This is a genomic window from Bradyrhizobium sp. Arg237L, from assembly GCF_029990105.1.
Classification (GTDB): Bacteria; Pseudomonadota; Alphaproteobacteria; order Rhizobiales; family Xanthobacteraceae; genus Bradyrhizobium.
Genome location: NZ_JAQMIL010000007.1, coordinates 13,890 through 35,710 on the forward strand (window position 1 = coordinate 13,890; position 21,821 = coordinate 35,710).

At 64.1% G+C, this 21,821-nt stretch carries 19 protein-coding genes; 6 read left to right on the top strand and 13 right to left on the bottom strand.

Going from position 1 to position 21,821, the window contains the following annotated elements; genetic code table 11:
• The 5 genes from OZ411_RS05780 to folE form a co-directional block, all read right to left on the bottom strand.
• Positions 1 to 174, bottom strand: a complete 174-nt coding sequence (locus OZ411_RS05780) for a hypothetical protein (RefSeq protein ID WP_208827233.1) — start codon at positions 172 to 174, stop codon at positions 1 to 3.
• 26 nt (positions 175 to 200) lie between these two features.
• Positions 201 to 1,457, bottom strand: a complete 1,257-nt coding sequence (locus OZ411_RS05785) for a cytochrome c (protein WP_130582045.1) — start codon at positions 1,455 to 1,457, stop codon at positions 201 to 203.
• A 13-nt stretch (positions 1,458 to 1,470) separates the two neighbouring features.
• On the bottom strand, positions 1,471 to 2,133 hold the full coding sequence (locus tag OZ411_RS05790) for a c-type cytochrome (RefSeq protein WP_282527263.1): 663 nt from the start codon (positions 2,131 to 2,133) through the stop codon (positions 1,471 to 1,473).
• Between the two features lie 157 nt (positions 2,134 to 2,290).
• Positions 2,291 to 2,713, bottom strand: coding sequence for a phosphoribosyl-AMP cyclohydrolase (hisI, locus tag OZ411_RS05795; protein WP_130582044.1), 423 nt, complete (start codon positions 2,711 to 2,713; stop codon positions 2,291 to 2,293).
• Between the two features lie 28 nt (positions 2,714 to 2,741).
• Positions 2,742 to 3,452, bottom strand: coding sequence for a GTP cyclohydrolase I FolE (gene folE / locus OZ411_RS05800; protein ID WP_130582043.1), 711 nt, complete (start codon positions 3,450 to 3,452; stop codon positions 2,742 to 2,744).
• Positions 3,453 to 3,793: 341 nt separating this feature from the next.
• Here folE and OZ411_RS05805 point away from each other — a divergent pair, with 341 nt between their 5' ends.
• Positions 3,794 to 4,240, top strand: coding sequence for an iron-sulfur cluster assembly scaffold protein (locus OZ411_RS05805; protein ID WP_130582042.1), 447 nt, complete (start codon positions 3,794 to 3,796; stop codon positions 4,238 to 4,240).
• A gap of 111 nt (positions 4,241 to 4,351) precedes the next feature.
• Here OZ411_RS05805 and OZ411_RS05810 read toward each other — a convergent pair whose 3' ends face one another.
• Positions 4,352 to 5,284, bottom strand: a complete 933-nt coding sequence (locus OZ411_RS05810) for a hypothetical protein (protein WP_282527166.1) — start codon at positions 5,282 to 5,284, stop codon at positions 4,352 to 4,354.
• Between the two features lie 245 nt (positions 5,285 to 5,529).
• On the opposite strand from OZ411_RS05810, the gene yidD reads away from it, so the two are divergent.
• Positions 5,530 to 5,874, top strand: coding sequence for a membrane protein insertion efficiency factor YidD (gene yidD / locus OZ411_RS05815; protein WP_130583139.1), 345 nt, complete (start codon positions 5,530 to 5,532; stop codon positions 5,872 to 5,874).
• A 114-nt stretch (positions 5,875 to 5,988) separates the two neighbouring features.
• A complete protein-coding gene (locus OZ411_RS05820) occupies positions 5,989 to 6,156 on the top strand; it encodes a hypothetical protein (protein ID WP_165421467.1) in 168 nt (55 codons plus the stop codon).
• A 151-nt stretch (positions 6,157 to 6,307) separates the two neighbouring features.
• On the opposite strand, the gene OZ411_RS05825 is transcribed toward OZ411_RS05820, so the two are convergent.
• From OZ411_RS05825 to OZ411_RS05835, 3 genes are all read right to left on the bottom strand, one after another.
• Positions 6,308 to 8,074, bottom strand: a complete 1,767-nt coding sequence (locus OZ411_RS05825; RefSeq protein ID WP_282527167.1) for an NAD(P)/FAD-dependent oxidoreductase — start codon at positions 8,072 to 8,074, stop codon at positions 6,308 to 6,310.
• Between the two features lie 137 nt (positions 8,075 to 8,211).
• The gene (locus tag OZ411_RS05830; RefSeq protein WP_282527264.1) at positions 8,212 to 9,429 is read right to left on the bottom strand and encodes a hypothetical protein; all 1,218 of its coding nucleotides are present in this window, start codon (positions 9,427 to 9,429) and stop codon (positions 8,212 to 8,214) included.
• A 2-nt stretch (positions 9,430 to 9,431) separates the two neighbouring features.
• A complete protein-coding gene (locus tag OZ411_RS05835; RefSeq protein ID WP_282527168.1) occupies positions 9,432 to 10,805 on the bottom strand; it encodes an amino acid permease in 1,374 nt (457 codons plus the stop codon).
• A 354-nt stretch (positions 10,806 to 11,159) separates the two neighbouring features.
• Here OZ411_RS05835 and OZ411_RS05840 point away from each other — a divergent pair, with 354 nt between their 5' ends.
• On the top strand, positions 11,160 to 12,395 hold the full coding sequence (locus OZ411_RS05840) for an alpha/beta hydrolase (RefSeq protein ID WP_282527169.1): 1,236 nt from the start codon (positions 11,160 to 11,162) through the stop codon (positions 12,393 to 12,395).
• Positions 12,396 to 12,398: 3 nt separating this feature from the next.
• On the opposite strand, the gene OZ411_RS05845 is transcribed toward OZ411_RS05840, so the two are convergent.
• Positions 12,399 to 13,568, bottom strand: a complete 1,170-nt coding sequence (locus OZ411_RS05845) for an MFS transporter (protein ID WP_282527170.1) — start codon at positions 13,566 to 13,568, stop codon at positions 12,399 to 12,401.
• A 266-nt stretch (positions 13,569 to 13,834) separates the two neighbouring features.
• On the opposite strand from OZ411_RS05845, the gene thrS reads away from it, so the two are divergent.
• Both thrS and OZ411_RS05855 read left to right on the top strand, forming a co-directional pair.
• Entirely contained in the window at positions 13,835 to 15,880 is a 2,046-nt protein-coding gene (gene thrS / locus OZ411_RS05850) for a threonine--tRNA ligase (RefSeq protein WP_282527171.1), read from the top strand.
• A 149-nt stretch (positions 15,881 to 16,029) separates the two neighbouring features.
• Positions 16,030 to 16,593, top strand: a complete 564-nt coding sequence (locus OZ411_RS05855; protein WP_130583431.1) for a nitroreductase — start codon at positions 16,030 to 16,032, stop codon at positions 16,591 to 16,593.
• A gap of 16 nt (positions 16,594 to 16,609) precedes the next feature.
• Here the strand turns inward: OZ411_RS05855 and OZ411_RS05860 are convergent, their stop codons facing one another.
• The 3 genes from OZ411_RS05860 to OZ411_RS05870 form a co-directional block, all read right to left on the bottom strand.
• Positions 16,610 to 17,836 carry a lipase family protein gene (locus OZ411_RS05860; RefSeq protein WP_282527172.1) on the bottom strand — a complete coding sequence of 409 codons (1,227 nt, stop codon included), beginning with the start codon at positions 17,834 to 17,836 and terminating at the stop codon, positions 16,610 to 16,612.
• Between the two features lie 66 nt (positions 17,837 to 17,902).
• A complete protein-coding gene (locus OZ411_RS05865) occupies positions 17,903 to 20,371 on the bottom strand; it encodes an EAL domain-containing protein (protein ID WP_282527173.1) in 2,469 nt (822 codons plus the stop codon).
• 289 nt (positions 20,372 to 20,660) lie between these two features.
• A complete protein-coding gene (locus tag OZ411_RS05870; RefSeq protein WP_282527174.1) occupies positions 20,661 to 21,725 on the bottom strand; it encodes a hypothetical protein in 1,065 nt (354 codons plus the stop codon).
• Positions 21,726 to 21,821: the final 96 nt, after the last annotated feature.

The window sequence follows — 21,821 nt, forward strand, 5'->3', positions numbered from 1 at the left end:
TCAGGCGCTCCGCGGCAGGAAGACGAAGAGATAGAAGGCGAACCATAAAGCGACGACGATTGCGGTCGCGATGCCCGCCACCGCAATGGCCCCGCCGGGACCTGCGCGCACGATCGCGTCGACCGCCTCGTCATCGGAATGCTGCGCCGGCCCTTGCGAAGATGAATCCGTCATGGCGCGCCCCTTCTCCAGATCATGCTCTACTTCAGCGTGGCCGTGCGCAATTCGTTGGCCTGGCGCGCCGACACCGGCGCGCCGCGATTGCCCCAGGATGTCCTGATGTAAGTGACGACGGCGGCGACCTCATCGTCGGAGAGGCGCTGCGCGAAGGGCGGCATGCCATAGGGCATCGGGTTGCCCGCGGTGCCCGGCGGATAGCCGCCATTGAGCACCATGCGGATGGCATTCACCGCCGAGGCCATCTGGATCGACTGATTGCCGGCGAGCGGCGGATAATGCGGCGGCATGCCGAGCCCGGTCGCGCCATGGCAGCTTGCGCAGTCGCGGTCATAGATCTGCTTGCCGAGCGAGAGCAGAAGGCTGCTCTCGGCCGACGGTATCGCCGGCGGCGGCTTGTCCGGCGAGCTGCCCTGCGCGAGGCCCTTCAGGTAGACCGCCATCGCGCGGATGTCCTCGTCGTTGAGGTATTGCAGGCTGTTGTAGACGACTTCCGCCATCGGCCCGTAGACCGCGCCGCGGGCGGAGACGCCGGTGCGCAGATAATCGACGATCTCCTGGATGCTCCAGTCGCCCAGCCCCGCTTCCTTGTTCGAGGTGAGCGACGGCGCGTACCAGTACTGCATCGGAATCAGGCCGCCCTCGAACGCCTGCGATTCCGAGCTGCCGCCGAGCGCGTTGATCGCGGTGTGGCACATGCCGCAATGTCCGAGGCCTTCGACCAGATAGGCGCCCCTGTTCCATTCCGCCGACTTCGTCGGGTCGGGCTTGAACTCGCCCTCGTTGAAGAACAGCGTGCGCCAGCCGATGATCAGCGAGCGGTTGTTGAAGGGAAAGGTCAATTCATGCGGCTTGTTGACCTGCTTCACCGGCGGGACCGAACGCAAAAAGGCGTAGATCGCATCGGAGTCCTCGCGCGTCACCTTGGTGTAGGAGCCGAACGGCATCGCGGGATAGACGAGGCCGCCGTCGGGGAAGCGGCCATCATGCATCATCCGGTAGAACTGGTCCGAGGTCCAGGTGCCGATGCCGGTCTGCGGATCGGGCGTGATGTTGGAGGTGTAGAGCGTGCCGAACGGCGTCTTCATCGGCAGGCCGCCGGCAAAGGTCTTGCCTTCGCGCGCGGTGTGGCAGGCGATGCAGTCGCCGGCGCGGGCGAGATATTCGCCCCGCTTGAGCAGCTCGGCATTGGCTGGCGGGTTCTGCTGCGCACTTGCCGGCGTTACGCCGGCGAAGCACAGCGCCAGAAGGAGAATCAGCTTGGTTGAGAGGCGTTGCATCGGCGAGCTCCCTTCAACGCGGCTCGCTGCCGCATGCAAGCGGCATCGGCAGGCTGCCTTGCGGCGCGAACGACGGATCTGCCGGCGCCGGACGCGATGAGAGATAAGCGGCGACCGCCTTGACGTCGTCCTCGGTGAGAAGGCTTGCGACAATCTGCATGCAGTCCGGGGCCGCCGCGGTGCGGGTGCCGTAGCGCCAGCCGCCGAGCTGGGCGCTGATATAGCTTGCGCGCAGGCCGAGCAGGCCGGGAATCGCGGGCTCCATGCCGCCAAAGCTCGGGCCGTGGCAGCTTGCGCAGGGCGGGATGCCGCGCTGCGCATCGCCGTTCTTCACGATCGATTCGCCGCGCGCGAGTATAGCGTCGCTGACGGTCGGGATCGCCGGCTCCGGGAATGGCGGCCGCAACGAGGCGAAATAGTCGGCCATCTTCTTCAGGTAGTCGTCGGGCAGGAATTCCAGGAGATAGTTCATCGGCGGATATTTGCGCCGGCCATCCCTGAAGGCGACGAGCTGATTATAAAGATAGCCTGCCGGCTTGCCGGCAAGACGCGGGAAATAGACGTCGCTTGTACCCTCGCCTTGCCCACCGTGACAGGACGCGCAGGCCAGCACGCGCGCCGCCATGGTGTCGGGCGCGCGCTCCGGCGTCTGCGCCCGCGCGGGAAGAAGAGGCAGCGCGAAAAAGACAAAACACAATCGGATTAGAGAAAAACGACGCGCCACCGTTTCGACTCCACCTCGACCACGGGTGGGAATTTTTGCACATCATGTTGACGGTGGCAACGCAGCTCACGCGCGCTGCGCCGCGTCATCTGCACAACGGAAATTGAGTCTATTTGCGATAGACTTTGTCGGGATCGAACAGGCGATCGGCATCAACGAATGACAGTGCTGTGTCACCGTCGTCATGCGTGACCGCGCGATAGAAGCAGGAGCGGCGGCCGGTATGGCAGGCCGCGCCGGTCTGCTCGACGCGGATCCAGATCGCGTCCTGGTCACAATCCGTTCGCATCTCGATCACACGCTGTGTCTGGCCGGAGCTTTCGCCCTTGCGCCAGAGCGCATTGCGCGAGCGGCTGAAATACCAGGCCTCGCCGGTCGCGATCGTCTTGCGCAGCGCTTCGTCGTTCATATGCGCGACCATCAGCACGTCGCCATTGGCGGCGTCCGTCGCGACGCAGGTCACGAGCCCGGACGCGTCGAATTTGGGCTGGAATGCCAGCCCTTCCTCGCGGTCGTGATCATGTGCTGACACGGGATAAGCCTCGCAATGTTGTGCGAGGTTACCGGGTCGGTCCTCGCACCAGGGACAGGAAACGCTGCTGCTCCGCCGGATTGTCGCGGAACATGCCGGTGAAGCGGCTGGTGAAGGTCGACGCGCCATGCTTGGCGACCCCGCGCACCGACATGCAGGTATGCTCGGCCTCGATCAGGACGGCAACGCCGCGGGGCTTGAGAATCTCGTCGATCGCAGCCGCGATCTGGGCGGTCAGATGCTCCTGGGTCTGCAGCCGGCGGGCAAAGATGTCGGTAAGCCGGGCAAGCTTGGACAGGCCCACCACCCGCTCGACCGGGGTATATGCAATATGTGCCTTGCCGTAGAACGGCATCATGTGGTGCTCGCACTGCGAGGTGAACTCGATGTCGCGAACCAGCACGAAATCGTCGTAGCCGGCGGTCTCGCCAAAGGTGCGGTCGAGCACCTCGGCCGGGCACTGGTGATAGCCCTGGTAAAGCTCGTCAAAGGCCTCGACGACGCGTCGCGGCGTGTCCAGGAGGCCCTCGCGATCCGGATCCTCGCCGATATAGCTCAGCAGCGTCAGAACCGCCTGCTCGGCTTCAGCCCGCGACGGGCGCGGCTGGTCGGCGCGGACGGCGGCGGCAAGGAATTCGGACGGATCGAGCTCGGCCGGCCGGGTTTCGACCACCCGAGTTTCAACCTTTTTGGGCTCGTTGCTCTTGGCAGGGCGGATCGATTTGATTGCAGCGTCCATTCGACGTCTCTCCGTTCGACCGGTCCCCTTTTCGGACCGGGTGTGTCACCGGGCAGACGAGGCGGCCTGATGCCGCCGGACGCCTGGAGTCCCCTGAGCATGATGCCATTTCGTCGAAATGTCATCCTGCTCCATATCTTGTTTGAGCATGATCTCTTCGGAAAACCGGTATCCACTTTTCCGGATCATGCTGTAACACCGGCAGCATAGCATTGGCTTCTGAACTGGCCCGCGCCGGTGGCATGGCCGGACTGTATTTCGGCCGATACCGCCCATATATAGGGCCATGAAACCTTGCCGCCAAGGGCGCCCCTGCCCCTCTGCCCACGAGCTTTATTCGCATGCTGAATGACATCTACAACAAGCGGATCATCGAACTGGCCGGGAATATTCCGCGTCTCGGACGCCTTCCCGACCCCGATGCCAGCGCCACCGCGCATTCGAAACTCTGCGGCTCGACCGTGAAGGTCGACCTCAAGATGGACGGCCCCGTCGTCACCGACTTCGCCCATGACGTCAAAGCCTGCGCGCTGGGGCAGGCCTCCTCCTCGATCATGGCAAGTCACGTGGTGGGCTCGACCGCCGATGAACTGCGCGACTTGCGCGAGACCGTGCGCAAGATGCTCAAGGAAAACGGCAAGCCCCCGGAAGACGGCAAATGGGCCGAGATCGCCCTGCTCGAGCCGGTGCGCGACTACAAGGCCCGCCACGCCTCCACCATGCTGACGTTTGATGCCGTGGTTGATGCGATCGGCCAGATCGAGGCGAAGGCCAAGCAGCCGGCGTAGGCCGCGCCCGTCCCCTCCCGTCATTGCGAGCGGAGCGAAGCAATCCGCGCCTCCACAAGTGGCGCTATGGATTGCTTCGCTCCGCTCGCAATGACGGGGAAAATGACAGCGTCACTTCGCCGGCTGGACCGGGGGCGGCGTGGCGGTGCTGCCGGCGGGAACCAGGGCTTCCGCGGTCTTGGTCGATGTCGACCTCGCGGGGTGTGCCGTCGTCTCGCCGTCAGCCATGCTCGTGGCGAAACGGTCCTGCGTCGCTTTCGACTTCGCCTCCGCGACCGGGACGGTGGCCGCATTGTCCTGCGGCGGCAACACGTCGGCGACCTGCTCGGTGGTGGTGAGATTGGTCAGCCGCAACTCGTCGCGCGACAGTTCGTGCAGTTCTTCCCAGGGGGGAACGCTCAGCGCCAGCGACAACAGGTCGCCTGCGCCGCCCATGTCGAAAGTGTACTTCGCGAGCCGGCCGATATCGCGCTCCACGATCATCATGTCCTGCGCGGTGTAGTTCGCGGCGCGCGCATCGTCGGCGCGGTCGCCCATCCAGATCTGGTGAACGCGGACATGCGCGTCTTCCGGCACGTAACGGGTCTTGCCGGACAACAGCAGGAACACGCACATCGACTCGCAATAGGCTTCCGGCCTGACGCTGGCGCGCTGGCCCTGCGACGTCTGGTTGATGACGGTCATACCGACAGTGGTCAATGCGCCCAGGCCGCGGAAGCGGCGGCCGAGCGTGATGGCGTCGTTGACTGATCCGCCGCTGGAATCGAGCACGATGGTGGCGCCGCCGAGCTGGCGGCCGCGGGCGAACTCATCGAAGTCGCGCGGGCTGTCGGCGGTGATGATGCCGACGGCGGATACCCAGCCCCTGCAATTGGGCTCGCAGGCCACCCAACTGAACCGCATCGGTGTCTTGCGTTGTTCCAGGCTGGCGCCGGCGCGGGCCGAATTGCCCAGCGTCGTGACCGAGCCAGGTAGTGTGATGCAAAAGGCGGCGGCGCCGAGGAGTGCCAGACCGCGAAGACGAAGCGACGTCACGAGCCTCAATTTGGTTCCTTCCCCCAAGCCCCATGGATGAGCGGTGGCAACGGCCCCATCGCAACGTGACAAGATGGTGTCATCGAAGCATTATCAAAACGGTAACCGTACTGACCTGTGCCGTCCATAGGACCTTCGCTGCAGCGCCGCCTGTGCGGTGCGATAGTTGCGAACTGTGGCGTAAATATCTGCGAGAACTGAGTTCCTTGCTTGGGAACCCCCGCAACACGACGTAAGTTTGCGGTATGACGCCCATGGAACATCGAACGTCACACCAATTTCAATGCACGGACTGTGCCAGCGCAGCCCGGCGGCTGCCGCGCAATCTCGGTCGCGCGCTGATCTGGATCTACCGGCATACGCTGTCGCCGCTGGTCGGCTACAACTGCCGGCATCTGCCGACCTGCTCGGTCTATGGCGACGAGGCGATCGAGCGCTTCGGGCTGTGGGCCGGTGGCTGGATGACGTTGGCGCGGCTATTGCGCTGCCATCCCTTCGGCACGTCGGGCATCGACAACGTGCCGGAACAGGCGCCGCCCGGCGCGCGCTGGTATCTGCCGTGGCGCTACGGCCGCTGGCGCGGTGTCAACTCACCGTAGAGGGATCGCCGTCGCCGCCGCGGTGCTTTCACGCCACGCATGCATCGCTGGCGTGCGGGAACTGTGGCGGCAGTGCGGCATTGACTCTTTGCGTCCGCGGGGAGGACACCAATAATGCGCTGGAAAATCAGCCGCCACGGTCATGACCCGCGCCAGATAGATTTGCTGGCGATCATCGCCCTGCTCATTTTGATCGTTTCCGCGTACCTCTATTTCACCCACAAGCCGAACACGCCTGACAACAGCGCCTTCATCGTGCCGAGCCAGAGCGTGCACTGGTGATGCGGTGTGGGTGAATTGGAGCATGATCCGGAAAAGTGGAAACCGGTTTTCCCTCGCGACAAACGCGAAGCGTTTGCGCGGAGATCATGCTCAAACAAAGAGATGAGATCGTGATTCGATTCCGTCTAATCGGATCATGATTTAGCGCGGCTCACGCAGCCTCGAGCGCCTTGGCAGCTTCGCCGTCGTACACGGGCGTCGCTATCCCGGCCTGTCGGGCTTTGATCTGCAGGGCCAGGATGCGAGAGTAAAATCGCGCGACTCCAACTCCACCGCTGTGAAACCACAACCCTTTCTGTTGCGTGGGCTTCCACATGTTCCGCAGCTCCCCCTGCCACGGGCCGGGATCGCGGCGCGTGCCTGAGCCAAAACCCCACAGCGGGCCGACCCTTTTTGCAGTCTCCGGCGTCAGGATGGGTTCGAACGAGCCGCGCTCGTAGCCGGTTGCGTAGAAGATGATATCAGCGGGAAGTTCGCTCCCGTCGCTGAGAACCACGCTTTCTTCGCGAAGCGCGGTGATGCCGACACCACTTCTCAGCTTTATGCTGCCGTTCGCGACCAGCTCTGATGCACCGACATCGATATAGTAGCCACCGGGATCGCGCAGGACCTGAGGAAACACGCCGCTCTCGTCCTCACCGAAGGTCAATCGAAAGCCGGCGCTCTCCAGTCGCCGGTAGAAGGCCGCGTCTTTCTCCTTCACGTGCTTCACCAGCTTCTGGTGCATGCCCACCACAATGCGCAAGGGGGTTGCGGCGAGCAACAAGTCCGCCAGATCGGTCGCTATACCCTGCGCCTTCGGCTCGCTGCCGTAGAGCCTGGCAAATCCTTCGAGCAACGTCTCCAACCTCATCACGATGGTCGGACTGCGCTGAATCATCGTGACATCAGCGCCATCAGCGAAGAGATCCGCAGCAATATCGTGCGCCGTGGTGCCTGATCCCACCACAACGCACCGGCAGTTCCTGTGATGAGGGTTGCTACGATACAAGCTTGCATGTTGTTGCGGTCCCTTGAACCGCTCCTTGCCGGGTACGTCCGGGATCTTCGGAGTCCCGAATAATCCGGTAGCGAGCACAAGCTGCTCCGGGTTGAGCTCGATCGCGCGGTCGCGGCGTTTGACCTGGAGGCGCCATTTCCCTCGCGCATCATCGTATTCGGCCCCTACGCATTCTGCCCCGGTCATCACGTCGAGTTGCATCACCGACTGATAGGCATCCAACCAGTCGGCGAAGTTCTCCTTCGAGGGATGCAGCGGCCAGTCCTCGGGGTAAGAGAATCCCGGCATCTGATCAAAATATGAGGGAGTGTGCAGCGACAACGCATCGTGGCGATTTCGCCAGGTATCGGACGGTCGTTCGCGGCGATCGATGATCAGCGTCGGGACACCGAGCTTTCGGAGCTGCACGCCCAATCCAAGCCCGCAATGTCCGGCTCCAACAATCACACAGTATGGCTGCGTCGTCGAAGCGGAAATATCGCCGAATCGCTTTTCCTGATGCGCATCTCCGCTATGGCTCATATGGTCAGAGCCCGGCGCTTCTTCGAGGCCTTTCAGCTCCGCCATCGACGTGAGCAATGTCCAGACCTTGCCCTCTCTCAAGCGAATGACTGCTTTGCAGCGAGCGACCTTCGTCTCGAACTCGACGATTCCTTCGACGATGCCATCTTCGAGACGCGCGGGTCTTGTTTGCCGCCATGCCGTGGGTGCCGCACGCGCAAGGCACGTATCCAACATCTGTCGGATTTCGCCATGACCTTCGACAGTGCGCACGTTCCAGGTGAATGCCAGCAGGTCACGCCAGAATGCGTCCGGATGGAACAGGATCAGCAGCGCATCAATGTCTTTCGCCGCTGCAGCGACGTTAAAGAAGCCCAGCCATTTGTTGAATCGGTCGTCGACATCGGCAGCGATCATATCAATCCCTCGGAACTTGAGTGACAGATCACGAACCTGACGAGGCGCGGCTACGAATGGATTACAGGACGCGCGGTCGATCCAGCCAGTGCGTTACGATCGCAACATTCACTTGATGTTGAAGCACGACCGGAGTTCTAGCGCCCAAACCAGAAGAAACCGCCGGGCTGCGAACTGAAGAATGGTGCCGGCTGCCGCGGTGCCCTGGGACGCGGCGGTGCCGGTTTGGGAGCTGGCGCATCCTGGGCCACCGCATCGGCGGTGCCGAAGCCGTCACCCGGCAATTGCACGGCAAGCAGCAGGTTGGTTTCATGCGTGCGCCAGCGATAGCCGATGCCGAAATCGATCGGCTGCGCGCGGTGGAACAGCTCGGCATAGGACTCCTGGTAGCGGCCCGGGAATTCGGCGATCGGGCCGGCATAGCGGCCGAACGGGAAGAAGCGCCAGCGACTCTGGTTGAAATAGACCAGCGGAATCCCGGAATCGTCCTGGATGATGGTGGCGCTGTTCTTGAGGATGAAGTCACGCACAACAGTGAAATTGCCGGCGTGCATGAGATAGGACGCGCTCTTGATCAGGCTGTTGCCGGGCGCAAGCGTCTCGCAGAATTTCAGGAAGCCGCTCGCCTTGACGCCGGAATTGGAGAGATCGGTCGAGAAGTAATAGAGCGTGCGCTCGACGCCATCATTGCCGGCGAAGGTGATGCGTGCGCCGCGCACCGCGCCCTTCCCTGCCCCTTCCGTGACGACGATGCCGTTCTCGTCGAGCACAACCGGCGCGACGGTGCGGATGGTCTTGCCCGAGCGCGCCAGGAATACATAGAGGATCGGCAAGGTGCCGCTGATCTCGCCCGCATGCAGGTCGACCTTCATCTTCTTGGTGATGAAGAAGGAGAAGCTCAGGACCGAAGACAGCGAGCGCTCGACATTGTAGAGCGCAGCACCGATGTCGCTGCGCGGCAGCCTTGTCAGATCGGGTACCGAGCCGGTCGGCTCGAGCGCGCTGAGCACATAGGTCGTCGCCTGGGAATAGAAGGCGTCGGCGTAGATGAAGTCGGGCCCGGAGAACATGTAGAACATGGTCGGCCGCGGCGCCGCGAGATTGGCCTCCGCCCAGGCGCGGATCTTCGACAACTGGCGCTGCTCGAGCTGCGCAAAGGCCTGGTCGAAGAATCGGGCGTGCTGTTGCCAGGCCGGGTCCCGGGTCAGCGGGACCAGTGGAGAATCTGCTGACGGCATCATCCCGGCAAGGAAGCGCGCGGTATCGTCCGCGGTCACGGTGTCGGCGGCACACGCCGGCAGCGCCGCGAGCATGATGGCGAAAGCGAGCGCGACAACTTTCAATGGCAGGAACATCCTCATTCGCGACCCGATGCTCCGGCGGCCGCCGGGCGCGCCGCCCCTTTGCGGAAAACGGCGTAGATCAAAAGGCCGGAAAGCATGATCAACGTACCGAGCGCCGACTGCAGCGGACGGTCGGTCAACAGATAGTACATCATGAAACCGGTCACGAGCAGGAAAACCGCAGGGGTGACCGGGTATCCCCAGGCGCGGTAAGGCCGCGGCAGGTCGGGACGGGTGATGCGCAGCTTGATCACGGCGAGCACCGTGAAGAACGAGCAGAACAGGAGCGCGAACTGGATGAAGTCGAGCACCGCCTCGAAGCTGCGCGTGAACAGCATCAACGTCGCCACCGCAAGCTGGAACAGGATCGCATAGGCCGGCGCGCCGCTGGTCGAGTGGCGCGCGAAGATCCGCAGTGCGGGGATGTCCTCGCCCATGGTCATCATCACGCGCGGGCCGATCCACATCATCGCGCTGATCGAGGAGATCAGCCCGACACAGATCATCGCGCCGACGATGCGGCCGCCGAGCTCGCCGAAGATATAGCTGCCGGAGATCCGGGCGACGTCGATCTGGCCGGCAAGCCGGTCGATCGGCGCGGTGTGCAGGAACACCGCGTTCAGGGCGACATAGAGCACGAGCACGATCAGCGTTCCGGACAGCATCGCACGCGGCAAATTGCGCTCCGGCAGGTGCATCTCGCCGATGATGTAGGTCGCCGCGTTCCAGCCGGAGAACGAATACATCACGAACACCAGGCTGATCGCGAACGGCGCGCTGACGATATGGGAAAGGTCGGCCGAAGTCGGCGCGAACGAGATCGGCTGCGGCGTCGCGATCAAGTATCCGGCGACCAGAAACGCGACGATCAGCACCACCTTCAGGATGGTCGAGACCAATTGGAAGGTCGAGGAGTGCCTGACTCCGGTAAGCTGGATGATCGACACCAGCCATACCACGCCGAGCGCCAGCACAAGCGGCGGCGCGTCGGGCAAGACCGACTTGCCGTATTCGCCGAACGCCATGGCGGCGAGCGCGACCGGCGCGGCGAAGCCCACGGTCGCCGACACCCAGCCGGCGACGAATCCGAACGCCGGGTGATAGGCGCGGCTCAGGAAATTGTACTCGCCGCTCGAGCGCGGAAACATCGCGCCGAGCTCGCCGTAGGAAAATACACCGCACAGCGCGACGATGCCGCCAACGGTCCACAGCAAGAGGATCGAGAAGCCTGACGGAATGTCCTTGACCTGGAAGCCGAGGCTGGTGAAAACGCCGACGCCCACCATGTCGGCGACCACGATGGCCGTGGCCACGAGGAGCGAAACGGTCGAACCGCTGCCGGGGAGCGAACCGGACCATGCCGCGCTGCCCGTGTGTGATGCCGCCATATCGGACCGTACCTTCAGCGCCACGCGCTTCGACGATTCCCATCGTGCAGGCGGAAAACGGCCAATTCAAGCAACGTTAACAAGCATCTAACTCTAGCCAAGATTTGGGTATCATAATACCCAATTGTTGCCTTCAAAGGGCCGGCCTTTGTGTAAACACGAGAGGCGACCCACAATCGCGACACGATTGGATGGTCTTCTTGCTACTTCCGGATGGGGAAATTTTCCGGAAGCTTAACGTCACCTAAACACCGGTGCGCTCAGATTCGGCGTTTGCCGGGAGTTCGGGGTAGCGGGTGGATGATCGGGGCAGCGAACCCAACATTCCAGAAGTGTGATCGCGCGGACCGGGCAATGTCCCCGACCGCGCGGTCGCGCTGGCCGAGGTCACCTTGGCGCTGGATCGCGACCGCCTCGCTGCTTCTACCGCTCGCGACCGTGCTGGCTCAATGCGGCAGAGCGCCGAGCGCCTCGGCGCTCGCGGCGAACACGCAAGCAATTGCGAGCGACACGTTTGTGGATCGCTTCCCAGCACCATCGTTCAAGGAACGCTTCCCGACCGAACAGGAGAGGTTCGTGCAGCGCCAGGCCGCCGCGCCGACGCCGGCATCCGAGCCGCAGCGTCCCGCGCCGGTCCGGACGGCCTCGCTGACACCCACGCTCAATCTGCCGAAGCCGAGCGAGCGCGAGGAACTGACCACGCTGGTCAGCATGAGATCCTCCGCCTTCCCCTATTTCGGCAACAACCCGCGCTCGGATGCGCCCTTCCTCAATGTCACGAACGGCAGCCGCAAGGGCCATCGCAGCTATTCGGGCCGCGTCTATTGGCAGGACGAGACCTACAATGACAGCCGCGTCCTGATGCACGTGCCTGAGAATTTCGACGTCGGTAAGCCGGGCGTGATCGTGGTGTTCTTCCACGGCAATGGCGCAACCCTCGAGCGCGACGTGCGCGACCGCCAATTGGTGCCGCAGCAGATCTCGGACTCCGGCGTCAACGCGGTGCTGCTGGCGCCGCAGATGGCGGTCGATGCCGCCGATTCCAGCGCCGGAAAATTCTGGCAGCCGGGCGGCTTCAAGCGTTTCCTCGACGAATCCACCTCCCACCTCGCCCGCCTCTACGGCGATCCTAAATCGGCAGCAGCCTTCGCCAACATGCCGGTCGTGATCGTCGGCTATAGCGGCGGCTTCCTGCCGACCGCCTGGAGCCTCGATGTTGGTGGCGCAACCGGCCGCGTGCGCGGCGTGGTGCTGCTGGATGCGGTCTATGGCGAACTCGACAAGTTCGCCTCCTGGATCGAGAATAACCGCAGCGGTTTCTTCGTGAGTTCGTACACCCGCTACACCAAGCGGCATGATCAGGAACTGATGACGATGCTCAGGAACAAGGGCATCCGCGTCCGCGAGAGCATGGACGGGCCGTTGCAGCCCGGTAGCGTCGCGTTCGTGCAGACCCCCGACGGCGTCACCCATCGCGATTACGTCACGCTGGCCTGGACCCAGCACCCGGTGAAAGAAGTGCTGGTGAAGATGGCGGGAACCGCACCGCTCGCGCGGATCGCAAGCGCTCCTCCATCGGCAGGCCGTTAGAGCTTACGCCGCCGCCGCCCGGCGGGGCTTTGTCAGCACGATGGTCGCAACCGCGAGCGCGAGGAAAGCCGCGCAGACGTAGCCTGCGCCGTGGAACCAGCCGTGCGCAAACAGCACGCTGCCGATCGCGGAACCAATCGCCTGCCCGATATAGAGCACGGAGGTGTTGAGTGATACCGACGCCGATGCAAGCGCCGGCGCCGCCGCAACCAGCCGCACCTGCTGCATCGAATTGGCGGAGGCAAAGCCGAGCCCCCAGATCGCAACCGAGCCGGCCATCAGTGCATAGACGCCCGCGCTCAGCGCCCATCCGGTCACGCCGGTCAGCATCAGCAAGGTGAACAGCACCGATGTCCGATACGGCCCCCAGGAGTCGACGATGCGGGTCGCGATCACGACGCCGATGAAGCCGCAGACACCGTAAAGGCCGAAGACAAGCCCGACGGCATTGCTCCCGGCTCCGGTCAATCCCGTAAGCAGCGGCCCCATGAAGGTGAAGACCACGAATTGGCCCGCCATCTGCAGCGTCGTGATCGCCAGGAGCACGAGCACCATCCGGTTGCGGCCGAGTTCGATCCAGGTCTTCAGATCGACGGGCGCCCCGAGCAATCCGCGCGGCAATCGCAACAACAGCAGCGCGCAGCTCACGCAGCCGACCAGCGCGATGCCGCCATAGGCGACGCGAAAGCCGTAATGGCTTGCGATGAAGGTGATCAGCGGCAATCCGACCGCAGCCGCGAGCGACCAGCCGAGGAAGATATAGGCGATGGCCGAGCCGCGCCGCTCGACCGGCACGATCAGCGCGCCGGTGCCGGCCGCCTGCGGTGTATAGAGCGCGCCGATCGCCAGCATGACGAGGCGAATGACCAGAAGGCTCACGTAATCAGGCGCCAGGGCAGAGGCGAGATTGGTGACCGTGAGCACCGCGAGCGTGACACCGAGCAAGGTGCGGCGATCGATGCGGCTGGTGAGCCATGCCGTGAGCGGCGAGCCGATGCACAAGACCATCGCACCGAAGGTAATCAGGAGCGCCGCGGCGTGGATCGAGACGTCCAGCGCGCCGGATAGTTCCGGAAGCATCCCCGCCGGCGCCAGCACGGAGCAGCCGGTGACGATATTTCCCAGCATCAGGGAGGTGGGCGCAAAGCGACGTGTGGCGGGCATCATTTTCATGCAAATGCATGTAAACCAGCCGGGCGAGGAAGGAAAGGGCCAGCGGGTGTTTCGATCAGATTGAATCGGCTGCGGGTTGGCTTCACCTCCCCCGCAAGCGGGGAAGGAGCGCAGCTTCATCGCGGTTGCATTTCAATCTGATCGGATCAGGCCGATTCCTCGCCGATTTCTTGATATTGCCGGATTGCGCCGGCCGAATCCCCTGCTATATCGCTGCTTTCCGCTTACCTGCGCTCGTTCGCAGGAGTGAGCCACAGGAGAATGACATGTCCGACGACCACAAGTCCGAGTCCGGATTCCAGTACAGCCTCAGCAACCTCAAACCCGCGCAGCCGGTGGACAAAGTCACCCTCACCTTCCCTGACGGGGCGAAACGCGAATTCCCCAGGAACATCACCGGGCTCGATATCGCCCAGGGCATCTCGCCCTCGCTGGCCAAGCGCACGGTGGCGATGGCGCTGGATGGCGTTCTGTATGACCTCAACGATCCCATCACCGAGGATGCCAAGATCGAGCTGGTCTCGCGCGACGACGCGCGTGCGCTGGAACTGATCCGGCATGATTGCGCCCATGTCCTGGCGGAAGCGGTGCAGTCGCTGTGGCCGGGCACGCAGGTCACGATCGGCCCCGTAATCGAGAACGGCTTCTACTACGATTTCTTCCGCAACGAGCCGTTCACCCCGGAAGATTTTGCCGGCATCGAGAAGAAGATGCGCGAGATCATCGCGCGCGACAAACCCTTCACCAAGGAAGTGTGGTCGCGCGAGAAGACCAAGGAGGTGTTCCGCGACAAGGGCGAGGCGTTCAAGGTCGAACTGGTCGACGCCATTCCCGGTGACGAGCCGATCAAGATCTACTTCCAGGGCGACTGGTTCGATCTCTGCCGCGGCCCACACATGACCTCGACCGGGAAGATCGGCAACGCGTTCAGATTGATGAAGGTCGCCGGCGCCTATTGGCGCGGCGATTCCAACAATCCGATGCTGACCCGCATCTACGGCACGGCATTCGCGACGCAGGACGATCTCGACGCCTACCTCAAGCAGATCGAAGAAGCCGAAAAGCGCGACCATCGCAAGCTCGGCCGCGAGCTCGACCTGTTCCACTTCCAGGAGGAAGGCCCGGGCGTGGTGTTCTGGCACCCGAAGGGCTGGACCATCTTCCAGCAGTTGATCGCCTATATGCGCCGCCGCCTCGCCGGCGACTACCAGGAGGTCAATGCGCCGCAGATCCTCGACAAGGCGTTGTGGGAGACCTCCGGCCATTGGGATTGGTACCGCGAGAACATGTTCGCGGCGCAGTCCGCCGGCGACGAGGCCGAGGACAAGCGCTGGTTCGCGCTGAAGCCGATGAACTGTCCGGGGCATGTGCAGATCTTCAAGCATGGTCTGAAGAGCTATCGCGACCTGCCGCTGCGGCTGGCCGAATTCGGCGTCGTGCACCGCTACGAACCGTCAGGCGCGATGCACGGGCTGATGCGCGTGCGCGGCTTCACGCAGGACGATGCGCATGTGTTCTGCACCGAGGAGCAGCTCGCGGACGAGTGCCTGAAGATCAACGACCTGATCCTCTCGACCTACGGCGATTTCGGCTTCGATGGCGAACTCACCGTCAAGCTCTCGACGAGGCCGGAAAAGCGCGTCGGCACCGACGCGATGTGGGACCATGCCGAACGCGTGATGGCGACCGTGCTGTCGGAGATCAAGGCCAAGGGCAGCAACCGCATCAAGACCGAGATCAATCCGGGCGAAGGTGCGTTCTACGGCCCGAAGTTCGAATATGTGCTGCGCGACGCCATTGGCCGCGACTGGCAGTGCGGCACGACGCAGGTCGACTTCAACCTGCCGGAGCGGTTCGGCGCGTTCTATATCGACCATGACGGATCGAAGAAGGCGCCGGTGATGGTGCACCGCGCGATCTGCGGTTCGATGGAGCGCTTCATCGGCATCCTGATCGAGCACTATGCCGGCAATTTCCCGCTCTGGCTGGCGCCGGTGCAGGTGGTCGTCACCACCATCACCTCCGAGGCCGACGAATATGCCAAGCAGGTGGTGGCCGCGGCGCGCCGCGCTGGCCTGCGGGTGGAGATCGACCTGCGCAACGAGAAGATCAACTACAAGGTCCGCGAGCATTCGCTGGCGAAGATCCCGGCGCTGCTCGTGGTCGGCAAGAAGGAAGCGGAGACCCATTCGGTTTCGGTCCGCCGGCTCGGCAGCGAGCGCCAGACGGTGATGCCGACGGATGAGGCGCTCGCCGCGCTGGTGGACGAGGCGACGCCGCCGGACATCAAGCGGGCGAAGTCGCTGTCCTGATGCTTTAATCCGTCTAAACTTGCTTCCGGTCGCGGGCATTCGACCCTATCTCGTGGGAAGAATGTCCGTGACCGGTTTGAGCGTGATCCTTTTCGGAAAACCGGTCTCTCACTTTTCCGGATCATGCTCCAGTTTAAGGGAAAGCCGTAGTGCCCGATGCCATTGAACTCCTGAAGACCCGCCGCTCGGTGAAGCCGCGCGAGATGACGGGGCCCGGCCCCTCGCCGGCCGAGCTCGAGACCATTTTGACGGTCGGCGCGCGCGTGCCGGACCACGGCAAGCTCGCGCCCTGGCGCTTCATCGTGTTCGAAGGCGAGGCGCGCAACCGCGCCGGCGACGTGATCGCGAGCGTGTTCGCCAAGAAGAACCCAGGCGCGCCGGCAGCCGATATCGAGGTCGAGAAGCGGCGGCTCACCGATGCGCCGCTGGTGATCGGCATCGTCAGCTTCACCAAGCCGCATCCGAAGGTGCCGCCGTGGGAGCAGGAGCTTTCCGCCGGCGCCAGCGCGATGAACATCCTCACCGCCGCGACCGCGCTCGGCTATGGCGCCTGCTGGCTGACCGGCTGGTTCGTCTTCGACCGCGACGTGCTCGATGGTTTTGGCTTGAAGCCCGACGAGAAGCTCGCAGGCCTGATCCATATCGGCAAGCCGACCAAGCCGAGCGAAGACCGCCCGCGGCCGGCGCTGTCGGATATCGTGACGCGGTTCTAGCGCTCCGCGCCACGCGTCAGAACGACTTGCGGGTGCAGCCCTTTGGCGGCGGCTCGCCTTGGAAGCGTGCCGCGGTCCATGCCATGAGCGGCGCCTCAAGCTTTGAGCCCGGCTGCACCATGCCGTGGTCCAGCCTCACGAAGGTCCAATATTCGAACCGTTGGCCGGCGGCGCAGCGCTCCTCGACATAGCCTGCGGTCGCCGCCGGCGGCACCACGTCATCCTCCGCTCCTTGCGCGATCACCACCGGCGCCGCGATCGGGTGGTCGGCGCTGTTCTGCGCGAGCCTTGCCGAAAGCGCCGGGTTGCTGCGTGTGGCCAATGTCGGCCCCTCGAACGTCGCGGTGAGAGCCGCCGCCCGCATTGGCTCCTCCGCTGGGAGGAACCCGCACAGGCCCGCGATCTCGCGCGCGGCCGCAAACGCCTCGGGACGAACCGCCTGCTCGAAGGCAATATCGGGATAGAAGCGGCTATAGGACAGCGCGACATACGGCCCGAGCCGCTTGTCGACCCCCTGGTTCATGGCAAGGATGTTCCGCAAGTCTGCGGCCGGCGCGATTGCCGCGACGCCTGCGATCTCGATCTCCGGCGCGTAGCGTGGAGCGATGATGCCGGTCCACAACGCCGAATGCCCGCCCTGCGAATGGCCCCAGACAACGGTGCGCGCATCGAGCGTCAGCTCGGGCATCTGCCGTGCGGCACGTACCGAGTCGAGCGCGGCGCGCCCCTCGCCTTCGCCGATGAGATAGGGATGCGGACCGCCCCTCTCGGCGAATGAGTAGTCGGTGGCGACGATCACCCACGCTGCCCGCACGATCCGATCGAGCGCGGGAATCCCCAAGGTCGGGGCCGATATCAGCGACGGCATGCATTTCTGCTGCAGGCCGGTCGTGCCGTGCTCCCAGGCGATCACAGGACGCGGACCCGCGGGCGGGTCGATCGGCGCGAACACGGTCGCGACGGCGGTTGCGCGCGTGGCGTCGTTCACCGTGGTCGTATAGAGGATGCGCCAGCCCCGCATGCCGGCCGGCAGCGTTACGTCCTGAAGGGGCTCGCTGCGCAGCAGCACGCCCGGCGTATCAGGCACCTGCGCCGGCGGATCATAGAACGCATCGGGCGCCCGCACCGTGACGCCGGCAAACATCTCTTGAGCGGAGCCTTCGAGCGGCGTGCCGACAACGCGCGCAAGCAGAAACGACAGCACAGCGAGCCAGATTGCACGACGTCCTGGAGCGATGGTCATGGCCCGCGCCCAATATCGCCGTGAGCCGACAAATTTGCGGCGGAGACGGCCGCGCCGCAAGCGGCGTCAGGCCGCCCTCGATGCGCGCCCGGCAAAGCCTGCCAACAGCGTTGCGATTTCGTCCGCCGGCCGCGCTGCGCTGAACAGGAAGCCCTGCACTTCGTTGCAGCCTTCGGCGCGCAGCCAGTCGAGCTGATCAACCGTCTCCACGCCCTCGGCGGTGGTGGTGATGTTCAGGCTGCGGCCGAGGCCGGAGATTGCGCGCACGATCGCCACGCAATCGGTGCGGCGCGCCAGATCCTTGACGAAGGAACGGTCGATCTTGATCTTGTCGAACGGAAAGCTGCGCAGATAGCTCAGGCTGGAATAGCCGGTGCCGAAATCGTCCATGGAGATGCTGACGCCGAGCTCGCGGAGCTGGTGCAGGATCGCGAGATTGGCTTCGGTCTCGGCCAGGAACACGGACTCCGTGATCTCGAGCTCGAGCCGTCGCGGCGACAGACCGGAATGCGCCAGCGCCGAGATCACCGCCTGCACCAGATTGCGGCTGCGGAACTGCACCGGCGACAGGTTGACGGCGACCTTGATGTCGCCGGGCCATTTCATCGCTTCCGAGCAGGCCTCGCGCAGCACCCATTCGCCAAGCTGGACGATCAGGCCGATGTCTTCGGCGACCGGCACGAACTCGGCCGGCGAGATCATGCCCTTCTCCGGATGGCGCCAGCGTAGCAGCGATTCGAACCCGCTGATCTTGTCGGAGGCGATGTCGACCAGCGGCTGGTAGTGCAGCTCGAATTCGCCATTGGCGAAGGCCTGGCGCAGGTCGCGCTCGAGATCCCGGCGCTTCTGCGCCTGGCGGTCCATCTCGTGCTCGAAGAAACGATGCACGCCGCCGCCGTCCGACTTGGCGCGATAGAGCGCCATGTCCGCGTTGCGCATCAATTCTTCCGAGCTGGTGCCGTCGCCCGGCGACAGCGCGATGCCGACGCTCGCGCCGACCACCACCTCGATGCCGTCGATGTCGTAGCGCACGCTCAGCGTCCCGATCAGGCGTTCGGCGAAGTCGCTAGCCTCGTTCGGCGTGACATCAGAGAGCACGATCGCGAATTCATCGCCGCCGAGCCGCGCGGCCAGATTGTCGCCGGTGATGTCGGCCGTGAGCCGCTCCGCAACCTGCTTCAGGAGCCGGTCGCCCATCGCGTGGCCGAAGGAGTCGTTGACGTTCTTGAACAGGTCGAGGTCGACGCACAGCACCGCGACGCGCTTGCCCCCCGGCTTGCTCCGCTGCAGCGCCTCGCGCAAGCGGTCCTGGAAGAAATCGCGGTTCGCCAGATTGGTCAGGCCGTCATGGTGGGCCATGTAGGCAATGCGGGCCTCGGCCTTACGCCGCTCGGTGATATCGACCAGGGCCACGAGGTAGCCGTCGCGGCCGTCGAACGAAACGCGGCGGCCGAAAGTCAGCACATGGATCTCGCTGCCGTCCGCCTTGATGTGCCGCCAGTCGCGGCTGGAATGGTAGACGTCGCCGATCTCCTGCAGCGCCTTGCTGTGGGAGGCCCATTCGTCCTCCGGCCAGATCTCGCGCAACTTCATGCTCAGGAATTTCTCGCGCGGATAGCCATAATGCTGGACCGCCGCGTCGTTGACGCCGAGGAATTCCATCGTGGCGGCGTCGAACACCCACATCGGCATCGGGTTGTTGTCGAACAGCAGGCGGAAGGAGACCTCGCGCCGCTTCAGCGCCGTGACATCGGACAAGGTCAGCGACAGCATGTCGCCGAACGCCGTGACGGCGAGCCGCAGGCAGCGGTCCTCGCTCTCGATCTCGAACTGGGTCCCGCTGGTCGTGCGGACAGTCTCGCGCAGGCGCTCAGTCACATCGGCCGCGCCGAGCAGGTTTCCGCCTGTGCTGAGCCTCTGCCACAACAGCTCGTGCTCGGGCCGCTTCAAAAGCTTCGCCGCACCCTGGTTGAGATAGATGATCTGGAAATCGAACGGTTCGCCGCGCGGATCGCGAATGGCGGCGAGCGACAGCACGCCTTCATCGGTCGCCGCGAAAATCGTATCGAGCAGATTGTACTGAGCGCCGCGCTCGTTGACGTAGGCGCCGATCAGTGTGCCGCCCCAGCGGGAGGAGGTCGGCAGCGCCAGCACGTCATAGGTGCGGACCAGGCCGTCGCGCACGCAATGCGCCGTGGCAAGATAGGGCCGGTCATTGAGAGCCGCGTTGGCGGCGGCTTCGCCGAGCGCGGTCGCGCAATCCGGCGGAAGCTCGTTCAGCGTCATGTCCCAGCGGTCGTCATTCAGCCATTGCTGGATGTAGCGGCCGGGTTGCGAAACGGCGAGCGCGCCGCCCCTTTCCTTGAGCAGGACGATGTGGTCGGCGAGCCTGCCGAGGCTGCCGAGCATCACGTCCTCATAGTGGGGCAACCTGTCGCCCGGACGCAATGCGGCTTGCCACTTGCGCTTGAGCACCGGGACGTCGCCGAACATTTCTGTGTTGAATTTTCCCGACGACTTCTTCGCCGCACTCATGACGCGCCCCGAACCACCAGATCATGGTCCGACGAAGATCGGATCACGACCTCACTTCACATTCGAGCATGATCGCAGCGCAAACGCTCCGCGTTTGTCGCGAGGGAAAACCGGCTTCCCCTGTCCGATTTCATGCTCCAGTCCCCGCCCGCATCCAAATCAGGCTCGCTTAAAGCAATGTAAAGATTGCACGGGCGACGGGACGCCGGCGCCATTATGACAGTTCAAAGTCAGATCTTGGTTAGTGCGCGTTAGAGACTATGACAGTCACTGAAAATTTTATTCATATCTAGCGCGCGATGACTTCGACCTCGCCGTCGACGCCGTTGACGACGTTGAAGGGCCGTTCGAACACCTTGCCCTCGTTCTTGGCGATGGCGCGGTATTCGCCTTCGGAGAGCACGACGCGGGGGAATGCACCGATCGATTCCTTGATGACGTCCCCGCCGGGCGTGATCACCGACCATGCGGTATTCGCCAGCGCCTCGCCGCCTTTCTCACTGACGAGCTTCAGCGTGATCACGGCCGCGCGATGGCTGACGGTGACATCGGTGAGCTTGCCGGCCTGGACGCGGATGTCGGAGCGCACCACCGAGTTGGCGTCGCCGTAATTGGAGATGATGTAATAGGTCCCCTCCGGCAATAGCGCGACGTCGCCGGCGGCGACGTTGGGGATCAGGGCATTGCGGTCCGATCCGTCGAACTGGCTGCCCTTGTAGATCGCAAACGAAATCTGGTTCGGCGGAATCTTGCTGGAGCCGACCCGGCCTTCGATCCGCAGGCCGCCCGCCGGCAGGACGAAGGACTGGCGATCGGTCTCCGACTTCAGGCTCACGGCGCGTACGGCGCTGACCAGGCCGAGCGCGACATGGACGACGTAATTGCCCGGCGGCAACACGATGTTGGGCGTGGCGCCGCGGTCCTCACGGACCAGCTTGAAGGTACCGTTGTCGTCCGGCTTGTCGGCAAAGACCCGCCATACCAGGCCATTGTTGATGACCGGCAGATCCTTGCCATAGCGGGCGGTCAGCGCGAGCACCGCCTGGTTCGCAGTCTGCGCCCCCGGCGGCGGCCCGGCCGGCGGGGCCGTGGCGGTCGAGGGCTGCATGATCGTCGGCTGGGTCAGTGGGGCCGGCAGGCTCGGTGCCGATCCCGAACCGGAAGGCGGCGCCAGGTTGATCGCGGGCCCGGCATCGGGAACCGCGGCCGGCGGTACCGGGGGCGGCCGCTCACCAAACCATTGCGCCGAAACGGCGCTCGGAACCGCCAAAACCAGGGCTATGGCAAGCCAAATCACCGGGAGAAGCAGCACGCCCCGCCCGCATCGTCCGATGCGATCGCCCCAAACAGTCATGGAACGATGCTTTTCAACGAAAACACGGCAAATTCAAGCCTCCATCGCCCTACGGGTTGCGGTTATGGAACCCAGACCCCCACGTGGCGGTCGCGC